Annotated in this window: 7 protein-coding genes and 1 pseudogene; 4 read left to right on the top strand and 4 right to left on the bottom strand. The window is 72.4% G+C overall.

What is annotated here, in order from left to right; genetic code table 11:
- Nucleotides 1-85 precede the first annotated feature (85 nt).
- Nucleotides 86-1723 (top strand): CdaR family transcriptional regulator, encoded by a 1638-nt coding sequence (locus tag HUT19_RS36430; protein WP_176184846.1) that lies wholly within the window; start codon nucleotides 86-88, stop codon nucleotides 1721-1723.
- Between the two features lie 181 nt (nucleotides 1724-1904).
- A complete protein-coding gene (gene alr, locus HUT19_RS36425; protein WP_176187723.1) occupies nucleotides 1905-3098 on the top strand; it encodes an alanine racemase in 1194 nt (397 codons plus the stop codon).
- 170 nt (nucleotides 3099-3268) lie between these two features.
- Here alr and HUT19_RS36420 read toward each other — a convergent pair whose 3' ends face one another.
- A complete protein-coding gene (locus HUT19_RS36420; protein ID WP_176184844.1) occupies nucleotides 3269-4102 on the bottom strand; it encodes a helix-turn-helix transcriptional regulator in 834 nt (277 codons plus the stop codon).
- Nucleotides 4103-4241: 139 nt separating this feature from the next.
- On the opposite strand from HUT19_RS36420, the pseudogene HUT19_RS36415 reads away from it, so the two are divergent.
- Nucleotides 4242-4975: pseudogene (locus HUT19_RS36415) on the top strand (SDR family oxidoreductase).
- An 89-nt stretch (nucleotides 4976-5064) separates the two neighbouring features.
- On the opposite strand, the gene HUT19_RS36410 reads toward HUT19_RS36415, so the two are convergent.
- Together HUT19_RS36410 and HUT19_RS36405 are read right to left on the bottom strand one after the other, a co-directional pair.
- Nucleotides 5065-7635 carry a type I polyketide synthase gene (locus tag HUT19_RS36410; protein ID WP_176184842.1) on the bottom strand — a complete coding sequence of 857 codons (2571 nt, stop codon included), beginning with the start codon at nucleotides 7633-7635 and terminating at the stop codon, nucleotides 5065-5067.
- Between the two features lie 20 nt (nucleotides 7636-7655).
- Entirely contained in the window at nucleotides 7656-8786 is a 1131-nt protein-coding gene (locus HUT19_RS36405) for an OzmP (protein WP_176184840.1), read from the bottom strand.
- A 214-nt stretch (nucleotides 8787-9000) separates the two neighbouring features.
- Between HUT19_RS36405 and HUT19_RS36400 the strand changes: the two genes are divergently transcribed.
- The gene (locus tag HUT19_RS36400; RefSeq protein WP_176179363.1) at nucleotides 9001-10206 is read left to right on the top strand and encodes an IS110 family transposase; all 1206 of its coding nucleotides are present in this window, start codon (nucleotides 9001-9003) and stop codon (nucleotides 10204-10206) included.
- A 26-nt stretch (nucleotides 10207-10232) separates the two neighbouring features.
- On the opposite strand, the gene HUT19_RS36395 is transcribed toward HUT19_RS36400, so the two are convergent.
- Nucleotides 10233-13847 carry an amino acid adenylation domain-containing protein gene (locus HUT19_RS36395; protein ID WP_176184838.1) on the bottom strand — a complete coding sequence of 1205 codons (3615 nt, stop codon included), beginning with the start codon at nucleotides 13845-13847 and terminating at the stop codon, nucleotides 10233-10235.
- Nucleotides 13848-13960: the final 113 nt, after the last annotated feature.

Genomic DNA, 13960 nt, shown 5'->3' with positions numbered 1-13960 from the left:
GTCCCGCTCGTATCCCGGACGCCACTCCTCCCCCACCGGGGCGGTGGGGCAGGATGGTGGGCGATCGGTGAGCAGGTGATGGGCCATGATCAGTCTGCAACGGCTTCTCGACGCCGTGGGGCCAGCCGTGCTGTCGGGGACGTGTGCCCCTGAGCGGCTGTCCGTCACGGTCGGCGACGCGGTGATCGCCGAACCGGACCAGGAGCTCGAGCCACGGGCGGGCGACGTGGTGCTCGGGGTGAACCTCACCGACCGCGACGCGGCGCTGCGGCTGCTGGCGCTGTGCGCCCGGCGGTCGGCCGCCGCCGTGCTGCTCAAGGCGCCGGTGGCGGTGGACGAGGAGGTGGCAGCGGCGGCGGACGAGGCGGGCGTGGCGCTGTTGCGGGTCTTTGAGGGGGCCGGCTGGGCCCAGGTGCTCTCGCTGCTGCGTGCGGCGCTCGACGGCGAGGGGCTCGCCACGGCCGCCGCGGGACTGGGGGTGGCGGAGGCCGGGGATCTGTTCGGGGTGGCGGATGCCATCGCCCGGATCATCGACGCCCCGGTGACCATCGAGGACCGCAGCTCGCGTGTGCTGGCGTACTCCACCCGCCAGGAGCGCGGCGACGAGGCGCGGGTGGCCACCATCATGGGCCGTCATGTGCCCGAGGACGTCAACGCGCACTTCCGGCGGCACGGCGTCTTCCGCAGGATCGCCCAGGACACCACGCCCATCTATGTCCCGGCGGTCGTCGAGGGCACCAAGCCGCGGCTGGTGGTACCGGTGCACGCGGGAGGCGATGTTCTCGGCTCCATCTGGGCCATCGTGCCCGGCCCGGTCGAGCCCGAGCTGGCGGCGGCGTTCGCCGACGCCGCGGACGCGGCCGCCCTGCATCTGCTGCGCCGGCGCGCGGAGGCCGACCGGCAGCGGCTGGCGCTGGCGGACATGGTGGCGAAGGTGCTGCACGGGCAGGAGGGGGCCGCGGACGCCGCGCGTCTCCTCGGCCTGACCAGCGGCCCCTGGCGGGTGATCGCCGTGGGGGTGCCCGGTGAGGACGCCGACGAGGCCGAGCGGCAGCGGCTGACGGTGCGGGAGCGGCTGAGCCGGTTCCCCGACACCCGGCTGCGCTCCCCCGCGGCCGTGATCGGCGATGTGGTCTACGGCATCGTGCACGCCGACGCGGTGAACTCCGCGTCCGGGGCCCATGCCGACTGGCTGGGCGAACTCGCCGGTACCTCCGGGGAGGCGGCCGCGCCCCTGGTCGCCGTGGGCGGGCTCGCCACCACCGTCCCCGGGCTCGCCGACTCCCGTGAGCAGGCCGATGACACCCTCGCGCTGCTCACGGCGGGGCTGGTCCCCGGTGGCGCGGCCGTCCACGACGAAGTGTGGGCCACCGTGGTCCTCCGCCGTACCGCCCGGTCCGCCACCACCGCCCGGACCGCGGACATCGGGCCGCTGCGACAGCTGCTGGACCACGACCGCGAACACCGCACCAGCCATGTGCCGACGCTGTACATCTGGCTGGAGGAGATGGGCGACGCGAAGGCGGCCGCGGCCCGGCTGCACATCCATCCGAACACGCTCCGTCACCGGATGCGCCGGATGCGGGAGGTGGTGGACCTGCGGCTGGACAGCGCGGAGGTGCGCTCGGCGCTGCTCCTCCAGCTGACCGCCCGGCGTTACGGCAACGACGGCACCGCGGCCTCCGGGGGCGGCCCGCACGGCACGGCCCCCGCCCCCGTCTGACGGCGCCCACCCCCTCTGACGGCCGCCCGCCCCCGGTCCCGTTGTCCTCCCGGCACTCCGCGGCACCGCACGACAGTGGCGTTTGCACGATGACGGAGCGTTGTCCCCGGCGCGACCATGGCTTCACCCGCGGCCCGCCCCGGGCCCGCTGGAGTCTCCACGGAAGGACGACGGTGTGGCGATCGGCAGCCCCCACGAGGTCAGCAACCGCGCGGACGGGGCCCACGAGGACGCGCCTCTCGCACAGGCGCGCATCGACCTCGCGGCCATCCGCGCCAATGTGGCGCGGCTGCGGGAGGCCGCCGGTTCCGCGGAGACGATGGCCGTGGTGAAGGCCGACGGCTACGGCCACGGCATCGTCCCCAGCGCCCGTGCGGCGCTGGCCGGTGGCGCCACCTGGCTCGGTGCCGCGCGGATCCACGAGGCACTGGCCCTGCGCGCCTCGGGCATCACCAGCCGGATCCGCATCATGGCCTGGCTGCTGGCGCCCGGCGACGACTGGGCCGCCGCCGTCGCCGCGGACATCGAGCTGTCGGCCGGGGCGGTCTGGGCGGTCCAGGCGGCGGAGGACGCGGCGCGGGCGGCGGGCCGCCCCTGTCTGCTGCATCTGAAGGCGGACACCGGAATGGGCCGTGGCGGCTCCCCCGCCGCCGACTGGCCCGCGCTGCTGGAGACCGCCGCGCGCGCCGAGGCGTCCGGGCACATCCGGGTCGTGGGGATCTGGTCCCATCTCGCCGACGCCGACACCCCCGGCCACCCGGTGACCGACGTACAGGTGGCGAACTTCCGTACCGCGGTGGACATGGCGCGGAAGGCGGGGCTGCGCCCCGAGGTGCTGCACCTGGCCAACTCGGCCGCCACCCTGCGGCTTCCGCACACCCACTTCGATCTGGTGCGCCCCGGGATCGCGGTGTTCGGGCTGAGCCCGGTGCCGGAGTCCGCCGACGCCACCGCCCTGGGACTGCGGCCCGCGATGACCCTCTCCGCCCGGCTGGTCTCCGTCAAACGTGTCCCTGCCGGACAGGGGGTCTCCTACGGCCACCGCTACCGCACACCCCGTCAGACCACCCTCGGTGTGGTGCCCCTGGGGTACGCCGACGGGGTACCACGGCACGCTTCGCGCACCGGTCCGGTACTGGCCGCCGGGGAACGGCGCTCGGTGGCGGGCACGGTGTGCATGGACCAGTTCGTCGTGGACCTCGGTGACGCCCCGGCGGCGGTCGGCGACGAGGTGGTGCTGTTCGGTCCGGGCGACCGTGGTGAGCCCGGCGCGGAGGACTGGGCGCGGGCCGCGGACACCATCGCGTACGAGATCGTCACCCGGGTCGGCGACCGGATACCGCGTGTCTACACCGGCAGCTGCGCTCCGCGGTGAGGTACTAGGACCCGTCTTCAAAGGGGCCGCCCTGCTCCCGACGCCTGGCACGGCACCTCGCTGCGTTGTCGGAGTCGCCCGAGTACGCCCAGTACGAGGGCGATCCTTCGCCTTGCGATGTACCGCACCAGACGCCGCTCGCGGCCGGACGCCCCCTTTGAAGACGGGCCCTAGTCGGCCGGCTGCCGCCGGGTGGCGTCGAGGGTGCCGAGCAGTCCCAGTGCCTGGGCGCTGGGACTGCCGGGTTCGGCGTGGTAGATGATCAGCTGCTGGCCGGGGGCGGCACGGACGTCGAAGGACTGGTAGGTGAGGTCCAGCGGGCCGACCTCGGGGTGGTGGAGGTGTTTGGCGTCCTGGGTCTTGCCGCGCACTGCGTGGGCGCTCCACAGGGCGGTGAATTCGGCGCTGTGCCGGGTGAGGGTGTCCACGAGGGCGTTCAGCCGGGGGCTGTCGGCGGGATAGCCCTCCGCCTGGCGCAGATTGGCCACGGTGGCCTGGGCGGTCCAGTCCCAACGGGTGAAGAAGTGACGGGCCGCGGGGTCGAGGAAGATCATCCGGACGAGGTTGTCCGCGGGCCGGAAGGGCGAGAACAGCGCCTCGGCGAGGGCGTTGGCGGCGAGGACGTCCAAGGTGCGGTTGACGACGAAGGCGGGGGTGTGGGCGTAGCCGTCCATCAGCCGCCGCAGCCCCGCGCTGACGGTGTCCGGGGCGAGGCGGTGGCGGTCGTCGGGGGCGGTGCCGGTCAGCCGGTACAGATGGGCGCGGGCGTCCGTGTCCAGGTGCAGGGCGCGGCTGAGGGCGTCGAGGACCTGCGGTGAGGGGTGGCGTTCGCGGCCCTGTTCCAGCCGGGTGTAGTAGTCGGCGTTGACCCCGGCGAGAACGGCCACCTCCTCACGGCGCAGTCCGGGGACCCTGCGGACCCCGTGGTGCGCCATGCCGACGTCCTCTGGGCGCAGGCCCGCGCGGCGTGCGCGCAGGAATTCGCCGAATGCGTTGTCGGGCATGCGTACCAGGCTAGGCAGCCGGGCGGGACGCTGCCCGGGTGTGCCACACCCAGCCACCGCTCCTCCTGGCTGACCTGCGGCTTTCTCCTCAGACTCGGTGACGGGCGGATCAGCTCCACGATCGAGAGGACGGACAGGGATGACGGACACCGAGAAGGTCGTTCTGATCACGGGGGCCAGCAGTGGCATCGGCGAGGCGACGGCCCGACGGCTGGCCGCCGACGGCCACCGGGTCTTCCTGGGGGCGCGGCGCACGGACCGGCTGGCCGCGCTGGTGGACCAGGTGTCGAACGGCGGTGACCGGGCGGCGTTCCGGCGGCTGGACGTCACGGCGCCGCGGACGTACGGGAGTTCGTGGCCGCCGCGCGGGAGCGGTTCGGGCGGGTGGATGTGATGGTGAACAACGCCGGGGTGATGCCGCTGTCGCCGCTGGCGGAGCTGAAGGTCGAGGAGTGGGACCGCATGATCGATGTAAATGTGCGGGGTGTGCTCCACGGGATCGCGGCGGCCCTGCCGGTGATGCGGGAGCGGGGCGGCGGACACATCGTCACCATTGCGTCGGTGGGCGCGTACGAGGTGGTGCCCACCGCCGCGGTGTACTGCGCCACCAAGTTCGCGGTGCGTGCGCTGTCGGAGGGGCTGCGTCAGGAGTCGGCGGGCGACATCCGGGTGACCGTGGTGTCCCCGGGGGTGACCGAGTCGGAGCTCGCGGACTCCATCTCCGATCCGCGGGCCCGGGAGGACATGAAGACCTACCGTTCGGTGGCCCTTCCCGCGCCGGCCGTCGCGAACGCCATCGCCTTCGCCGTGGGCAGCCCGGCCGAGGTGGACGTCAACGAGATCGTGGTGCGCCCCGCCGCGAGCGCCCAGTGAACCGGTGTCACCGCGGCGGCGCCTCCCTTCGATGAGGGGGTGCCGTACCCGCGGTGGTGGGAGTCACCGGCCTGACGGGGGCACCGCCGTCATCGTGCCACCTCACCGGCGAGCGCGCTGATGGTGGGGTGTTCACTGCTGAACATGGCGGTGACGGGGCTGCCCAGCGCGTCGCCGAGCCGGGCGATGACGTCGATGAGCATCAGCGAGTCCAAGCCCAGTTCGAAGAGGTCGGCGTCGGCCTCCGGGAGGGTGTCGCCGGACTCGGGCAGCATGGTGGCGATCTGCTCGCGCAGGAAGTCCTCCACCAGGGCCTGGCGGGCGGTCTGGTCGCCCCGGGTGAAGTGGTCCCGCAGACCGGCGCCGACGGTGTCTCCCGCGGTCTCCCGGCCGGGCGTCCGCTCCGGCTCCACCCAGTGCCGACCGCGCTGGTACGGGTAGGTGGGCAGCGGTACGCGGCGGTGGCCCGTGCCGTACCGGACGGTCCACTCGACCTCCGCGCCCCGGGTCCAGGCACGGCCGAGGGCGTGCAGCAGGGTGCGCCGGAGCGGGGCCGCGACTCCCGGCGCGGGCGCGAGGTCGAGGGCGGTCAGCTCCCGCTCCTTCAGCAGGGCCTCCGGTGCGCATTCGCCACCGGGGTCGGGGGTGGTCCAGGTGGCCGGGTCGGTGCTCTCCTCCGGCCGCAGCCACCGGCCGCTCGCCCCCAGGCTGAGCGGCAGTTCAGGGGCGGCCAGGGTGTCGGGGGCGTCGCCGAAGAGGAGGGCGAGCGCTTCGGTCAGCCCGAACACACCCGCCAGGCATCCGGCGACCACCCGTCCGGTGCCGGAGCCGCACAGCGCGGCAGGTGTCACCCCCGCGGCCTGGCAGGTGCGGGCCAGGGCGTAGCCGGCCGTGAACGACGCGAGCCGGTCGCCGCCACCGCCGGTCAGCAGGTCCAGCGCGTCGGGGCCGCCGCCCGGGAGTGCCGCGGCGCAGGCGTCCGCCGCCTCGCGGAAGGGGCGCAGGGAGTGGTAGAGCGCGGCCCCGTCCGTGACGTGGGTGTCGGCCGGGTCCGGGAAGACGAACGCGAGCGCGGCGGGGCCACCGTCACCCGGTCCGTCCATCACCCGCGACGGGTCGCCGATCGCGAGCGTCACGGCGGCGTCGGTGGTGTCCTCGCACACCACGGCCCGCCGGTGGGCATGGGGGCGGCGGCCCACGGCCAGGGTGTGGGCGACCGCGGCGAGGTCCAGCTCCTTGTGGCGTCCCAGGTGGCGGGAGAGCTCGTCGGTCACCCGGGCGAGGGCGGCGGGGGTGCGCGCCGAGAGGACCACCAGCTCGGGGGTGGCGGCGGCGGGCGGCGTGGGGAACACGGGCGGCTCCTCGAGCACCACATGGGCGTTGGTGCCGCCGACGCCGAACGAGCTGACCCCGGCACGCCGGGGCGTGCTGCCGGCCGGCCACTCGGCCGTGGTGGTGGCGATCCGGAACGGGCCGCCGGTGAGATCGATATCGGGGTTGGGGGTGCGGAAGTGCAGGCTGGGTACCAGGGTGCGGTGGCGGAGCATGAGGACGGTCTTGATGAGCCCGGCCATACCCGCCGCGGTGTCCAGGTGGCCGATGTTGGTCTTGACCGAGCCGAGGTGCACACGGTCGGGCGCCACGCCGTCGAAGGCCTCGGTCAGGGCGGCCACTTCGATGGGGTCGCCGAGGGGCGTCCCGGTGCCGTGCGCCTCCACATAGCCGATGGTCTCCGGTGCGCAGTCGGCCACACTCTGGGCGTCCCGGATGACCTCGGCCTGCCCGGTCACGCTCGGGGCGGTGTAACCGGCCTTGGCCGAGCCGTCGTTGTTCACCGCCGTTCCCTTGATGACGGCGTGGACGGTGTCGCCGTCCGCCACCGCGTCGGCCAGCCGCTTGAGCACCACCACACCGACACCACTGGAGATCACGGTGCCGCCCGCGTCCGCGTCGAAGGCGCGGCAGTGGCCGTCCGGGGAGAAGATCATGCCTTCCTGGTGGACATGGCCTTCCACCTGGGGCACCCGCAGATGGACCGCTCCGGCGAGCGAGATCCGGCATTCGCCCGCGAGCAGGCTCAGGTACGCCTGGTGGACGGCGACCAGCCCGGTGGAGCAGGCGGTGTTGACGCTGAGGCTCGGCCCCCGCAGATTCAGCTTGTAGGACACCCGGGTGGCGAGGAAGTCCTTGTCGTTGGCGAGCATCAGGCGGTAGCGCCCGACCGAGGTCTCGCGCCGGTAGCGTTCGGCGAGATGGGTGAGCAGATAGGTGTTCATCCCCGCACCGGCGAACAGGCCGATGTCGTCGGGGCAGCGCGAGGGGTCGTATCCGGCGTCCTCGAGGGCGGCCAGGGAGCACTCCAGGAAGTGGCGGTGCTGCGGGTCGAGGATCTCCGCCTCGTCGTCGGGGACTCCGAAGTGCCCGGCGTCGAACAGCTCCAGGCCGGGGAGCGGATGACCGGCGCGCACATAGCCGGGGTGGCTCAGCTCGGCCGGGTCCGCCCCGGCGGCCAGCAGTTCCTGCTCGGTGTAGAACACCACGCTCTCCCGGCCTTCCCGGAGGTTCTTCCAGAAGCCCTCGGGGGTGGTGGCGCCGGGAAAGCGGCATGCCATTCCGATGATCGCGATGTCGGTTTCGCGGATCGCCGTCGCCTGTTCCATGATTCCTCCGTCTCCCCGCCCTAGAGGGCGATGCCCAGGTCGGCGGCGAGCGTCCGCATGCCGAGGAAGCCTCCGGCGACGAACCGTGCCGCGTCCGCCGTGGCGCCCAGTTCCTGGAACAGGTCCACGAGTTCGTGCTGCTGTTTCTCCGGCTCGCCGCGGCCCTCCGCGATGTCGAGGACGACGTGTTTCATCCGCTCCTCGATCGCGGGGAGATCGGCCGCGCGCGGGAAGGTGATGCTGAAGGTCGAGCGGTCCTGGTGCTTGTTGCGGTGCACCGCGCGCCGCCGGCTGGCGGCGTTGAGCTTGTAGAACATGCAGTTCCAGTGGGCGAAGGAGTAGTAGTTCAGCAGCGGGAAGAGCGTGCAGTGGGTTTCCAGCGGGGAGGAGTCGTACAGGCCCTTGGCCTTCAGGTCGGCCACGATGCGGTCGGGGTCGTAGGCGTAGCGCATGGCGACGAACGGGAAGACGATGCGGGGCAGCCGCTCCTCCTCGGCGAAGAGCACCTGCTCGGCCTCGCCCTGGAAGACCGTGTCGGTCAGCTTCGCGCCGAAGGTGCGGTAGAAGCCGCGCACCACCTCCCGGGTGTCGGATTCCATGGTGAGGATCTGCTGCGGATCGGCGCACAGCGCGATGTAGGGAATGCGGTGCCGGAAGGCGTAGAGGATCGCGCGGATGACGAAGAAGGTGCGGCAGGAGACACACGGCAGCTTTTCGTCGAGGTACTTTCCCGGTTTGGCGACGGGCCGGTTGAAGACCTCCCGCATCACCGTTTTGATGTTGTCGTCGTCGGAGTCGACCACAAAGGTGGCGGGGATCTTCTCCCGGGCCAGGACGATGTTGTCGGCCGCGTGGGTGCTTTCGAAGGGCACATCGAAGGTGTAGGCCAGGACGCGCTTTCCGTATTCGTTGACGAACTTGTCCAGCATGTAGGTGCTGTCCTTGCCACCGCTGTACATGAAGAGGCAGTCGTAGGGCCCGTCGGGGTTGGGCCCGCTGCGGGTGAACTCGTCGTGGACCTGCTGGGTGTAGCTGAAGTTCTCCAGCAGATCGCCGACGCGATCGAGACGGCACACACTGCACACCCCGTCGGCGTCGAGGGTGACGCCGGGGTGGTCCTCCTTCAGGGCGCATACCTGGCACACGCGCATGGTGGGTGGTTCCCTAAGAATGTTGGCGGTCCGGGAGGACCGGGTGTGGCTGATGGTGGGTTGCCGTTCGTGGCTCGAAAGGAATGGCCGCCCGGTCCTCCGGGACGCTCCGACCACTGATTGAGAACTGCGGTCATCGCTGGTTAGGGACCTGTTGGCGGAGTGTTCCTCGGACCACGAAAGGTGCTGGTCACGGTGGAACGGAGCAACGAGTTTGAGCACGTCTCACACGCGGATATGGGTCGGCATCGACGCCGGCAAGGGGCATCACTGGGCGGTGGCGGTCGACGCCGACGGCGAGACACTTTTCTCGACGAAGGTGATCAACGACGAGTCGCAGATTCTCGCCCTCATCGACACCGCCCGTGAGCGGGCCGATGAAGTGCGGTGGGCGGTGGATATCTCCGGCAGGGCCTCCACCCTGCTGCTGGCCCTGCTGATTGCCCACGGCCAGCAGGTGGTCTACGTGCCCGGCCGGACGGTCAACCGTATGTCCGGCGCCTACCGTGGGGAGGGCAAGACCGACGCCAAGGACGCCCGTGTCATCGCCGACCAGGCCCGCATGCGCCCGAAGGACTTCGCCCCGCTGAACACACCCCCGGAGCTGGTCACCACCCTCCAGGTGCTCACCAACTACCGGGCCGACCTGATCGCCGACCGGGTGAGACTGATCAACCGGCTCCGCGACCTGCTGGTCGGGATCTGTCCCGCGCTGGAACGGGCCTTCGACTACTCCGCGGCCAAGGGGCCCATCGTCATGCTGACCGAGTACCAGACCCCGGCAGCCCTCCGCCGGATCGGCGTCAAGCGGCTGACGACCTGGCTGGAACGCCGCAAGGTCCGAAGCGCCGACACCGTGGCCACCAAGGCGGTGGAGGCCGCCCAGTCCCAGATGACCGTGCTGCCCGGCGAGAAACGGGCTGCCAAGCTGGTCTGCGACCTCGCCCACCAGCTGCTGACGCTGGACGAGCGGATCAAGGACAACGACCGGGAGATCCGCGAAACCTTCCGCGACGACGACCGCGCCGAGGTCATCGAGTCCATGCCCGGCATGGGGCCCATCCTCGGCGCCGAGTTCGTCGCCATCGTCGGGGACCTGTCGGGCTACCGCGATGCCGGCCGACTTGCCTCCCACGCCGGCCTGGCCCCGGTCGCGCGGGACTCCGGCCGCCGCAGCGGCAACTATCACCGGCCCAAGCGCTACAACCGGCGCCTGCGACACATCTTCTACCTGGCCGCGCAGACCGCGATGATGCGGCCCGGTCCGTCCAGGGACTACTACCTCAAGAAACGATCCGAGGGCCTGCTGCATACCCAGGCCCTGCTCGCACTCGCCCGCCGCCGGGTCGACGTGCTGTGGGCGATGCTGCGTGACAAAAGGCCGTTCACCCCCGCCCCACCGGTCACGCAGGCGGCTTGACACGATCATTGAGATTCCTTTCCGCTTCAGCCCGTTGAGGTCTCGTCGGCCGGGTGGTGCTGCCGCCGCCGTCCGCGCAGGGCGCCGAGGCCGGAGCGGGAACGCCCGGCGCCCCGGTGCGCGACCGGATCGGGGCGGGGTCCGGTGCGGCCGGGCCGCTGACCGTCCAGGTGCCGGGCCAGCGACCGGACGGTGGGATACATGAACATGTCCACGCGTGTCAGCGAGGCGCCCACGTCGGCGTTGATCCGGGCCATCGCCCGCATCAGCAGCAGTGAGGTGCCGCCCGCCTCGAAGAAGTTGTCGTCGGTGCCCACCGCGTCCGCCCCCAGCACCTCGCACCAGACGGCGGCGACGGCGCGCTCCAGACAGCCGGTGGGTGCGGTGCCACCGCCGGTGGTGCGTGCGGGGCGCGGCAGGGCCGGCCGGTCGGTCTTGCCGTTGGCGGTCAGCGGAAGGGCGTCGAGCTCCACGAAGGCGGTGGGCACCATGTAGTCGGGGAGCGTGGCGCGGAGATGGCCGCGGAGTTCGGCGGGGCGTACGCCGGGGTGGCCGGGGACGGTGTACGCGACCAGCCGCCGGTCGCCGGGGCGGTCCTCGCGGACCACCACCACCGCGTCCGTGACACCGGGGTGCCCGCGCAGCGCTTCCTCGATCTCGCCCGGTTCGATGCGGTAGCCGTGCAGTTTGACCTGGTCGTCCAGGCGGCCGAGGTACTCCAGTTCGCCGTCGGCCCGCAGCCGCACCAGATCGCCGGTACGGTAGACGGTGCCGTCCGAGGGGCCGTAGGTGTCCGGGAGGAAGCGTGCGGCGGTGAGGTCGGGACGGTGCAGATAGCCCTGTGCCACGCCCGCTCCCCCGATGAGCAGTTCGCCGGGGACGCCGGGCGGCACCGGGCGCAGCCAGCGGTCGACGACATGGAACCGGGTGTGGGCGATCGGCCGCCCCAGGGTCACCGGCTGCCGGGGGCGGATTCGTTTGACGGAGGACCAGATAGTGGTCTCGGTGGGCCCGTACATGTTCCACAACTGGGCCCCGTGGGACAGCAGTTGTCCGGCGAGGTCGGTGGTCAGGGCTTCGCCGCCGCACAGGATGCGTGGCAGGGGAGCGTCGGTCGTGACGGGCCATCCGGCGTCCAGGAGCATCCGCCAGGTGGCGGGGGTGGCCTGCATGACGGTGGGCCGGACGCGTTGCAGCACCTCGCGCAGCCGGGCGCCGTCGGCGACGGCTTCCGCCGTGGCCACCTCGACCCGGCCACCCGCGGCCAGTGGGCAGTACAGCTCCAGCCCGGCGATGTCGAAGCACACGGTGGTGACCGCGAGGAGGGTGTCCCGCCCGGTCACCCCGGGGGTGCGGCACATGGAACGGACCAGGTTGGTCAGGGCGCGGTGGCCGATCCGTACGCCCTTGGGGCGGCCGGTGGAGCCCGAGGTGTACAGCACATAGACGTCCTGTTCGCCGCGGACGTCGGCACCGGGCTCCGGAGGCGCCGCGGCGATCACCGGCCGGTCCCGGTCCAGGACGAGCACATCGCCGTGGCCGGCGGGCAGCCGCCCGGCCAGCCGTGATTCGGTGACGATCAGGGAGAGCGAGGTGTCGGAGAGCATGTACGCGATGCGCTCGGGCGGATAGATGGGGTCCAGCGGCACATACGCCGCCCCCGATTTCATGATGCCCAGCAGCGCGACCGGCAGCTCGGCGGACCGGTCCAGGAACACACCGACCAGGGATCCGGCGCCGATGCCCCGGGTCCGCAGATGACCGGCCAGCGCCGACGATCCGCGGTCCAGCTCCGCGTAGCTGATGACACGTTCACCGCAGGACACCGCCGGTGCGTCCGGGTGCAGCCGGGCCTGGCGCGCGACCAGCTGGTGCACACAGCCGTCCGGTGGGGGACCGCCCGCCGCCGCGTCGTTCCAGCGGGCGGCGGCGCGGCGGTGCGCCGGGCTGCCGAGCGGGATACGGGTCAGATCACCGCTGCCCTCCGCCGTGGCCGCCGCGGCCATGAAGGCGGTGGCGTACTCGGCGAGCAGGGCCAGGGTCCGGCCGTCGCAGGTGTCCTCTCGGGCGACCCACTGGCAGGGTCCGCCGCCGCCGCGCGGAAAGCGGAGGAGCAGGGACGTGCCGTCGGCGGGGGCGGCGGCCGCACCGAGGTCGTCGCAGACCTCGACGGCGATCGGCAGTCCGGGGGCCGGTGGGCGGTGGGCGCGCAGCCGCGGGTGCCGGACCCACAGGTCATGGGGGTGGGTCCGGTGGCGGTCCGCTTCCGCGGTGCGCTCGGCCAGCCGCGCACCGAAGGTGGCCATGCTCGCGCCGTCCACGCACGGGACCCGCAGCGGTACGAAGGAGGCGTACAGCGCGTCGACCGCCGGACGTCCGGTGGCGGGGTGGACGGCCCGCCAGTGCACATCGGTCTCGCCGTCCGTGCCGAGCCGGGCGAGAAAGGCGAGTTGGGCGGCGAGCAGCCACTGGTCGCGCCGGAGCCCGGTGGTGGCGGCGGCACGGGTGGCCACCGGTGGCACGGGGACGGACACGGTGACATGGCCGCCGCTGCCCCGCTCGGCGGCCTCGGTCCGGATGAGGTCGGCGGGGGTCAGCTCGGCGAGGCGCCGGACCCAGTACCGCTCGTCCCGCAGGCTGCCGGTCTGGGCCACGGTGGCGGCGGCGAGCAGCCCCGGGCCGGGGCCGGGCAGCCGATGCCCCGGGCATGCGCCCCGCGCGGCCAGGGCGGGGGCGGTGAGCGGCTCACCGGTGGGGCTGGTGAGCCGGGTGAGCCGTACGGCGCCGTCCGCGGTCGCCACCACGAGGCCGTCCTCGCCACCGCGCAGCACGGAGCCGGGTGGTGCTTCGGGCGGTCCGGGCAGCGGGGTCAGACCGCCCACCAGGACGGGGGTGCCCCCGATGACGATCTTCGCGGTGCCGAACTCGTTGGGGTGCGGCCCGAGATCGGCCGCGCGGACGGCGGCGTGCAGCAGTGCGGACGGCCGGTCCCAGACGAGGAACCCGCCGCCCGGCGGACGGTCGAAGCGGCCGTGGTAGCCACGGGCGCTCAGGTCCTGTGGTGTTTGCCGGACACCTCCGCTCTCCAGACCGTCGAGCAGCTCGACGAAGGAGTCGTAACCCGCCTCGAAACACTTGGCGTTGAGAGTGTGGCTGGTGTCCTGGTCGGTCACCGGGACCGCCCGCTGGACGAGGATGTCGCCCTCGTCGGCCCGTTCCGTCATGACGTGCCAGGTGACCCCGTGGGACTCCGCGCGTTCCGCCACCGCCCAGGTGGTGGCGTACAGCCCGGCGCGCAACGGAAGCGGGCCGTCATGGAAGTTCACCGGGAGCTCGCGCGGCAGTTCGAGCAGCGGGGCCGGGAGAATCCGCAGATTGGCGATGCTGAACAGATAGTCGAATGGTTCCGTACTCAGCCGGTCGGTCAGATCGGGGCCGAAGTCATGGGAGGGCAGCTTCCGTTGCCGGGCCCAGTCGCGGATGCCGGCGTCCTCGGACACCAGCCCCACCACCTCGTGGCCACGGCTCAGAAGCAGCTCCCCGCAGCTCACGACCAGCGCGTTCGCTCCGATGAGGAGGCAGCGGAAGCGTGCGGAACGACGGCTGTCGGCATCCGGGAATGGGCCGGGTGAAATGTGCACACGACTCCTTGCTCTCCTTGTTCAGCGCGGTCCGCTTGTTCAGCGCCGTCCGCGCCAGTCGGAGGCCATTGGTAGCCACCCGCGATCGAACTTCACTTGAATTTCGGTCCGAT

Source organism: Streptomyces sp. NA02950 (genome assembly GCF_013364155.1).
In the GTDB taxonomy this organism is placed as follows: Bacteria; Actinomycetota; Actinomycetes; order Streptomycetales; family Streptomycetaceae; genus Streptomyces.
Note: the sequence above shows the minus strand (reverse complement) of the source record. Positions and strands in the feature narration are given on the sequence as shown.

What these genes read in the sequence shown, in the direction of transcription:
- HUT19_RS36405 (WP_176184840.1), bottom strand. Translation starts at nt 8,786, where the DNA reads ATGCGCGTGTGCCAGGTATGCGCCCTGAAGGAGGACCACCCCGGCGTC.
- HUT19_RS36410 (WP_176184842.1), bottom strand. Translation starts at nt 7,635, where the DNA reads ATGGAACAGGCGACGGCGATCCGCGAAACCGACATCGCGATCATCGGA.
- HUT19_RS36430 (WP_176184846.1), top strand. Translation starts at nt 86, where the DNA reads ATGATCAGTCTGCAACGGCTTCTCGACGCCGTGGGGCCAGCCGTGCTG.
- HUT19_RS36420 (WP_176184844.1), bottom strand. Translation starts at nt 4,102, where the DNA reads ATGCCCGACAACGCATTCGGCGAATTCCTGCGCGCACGCCGCGCGGGC.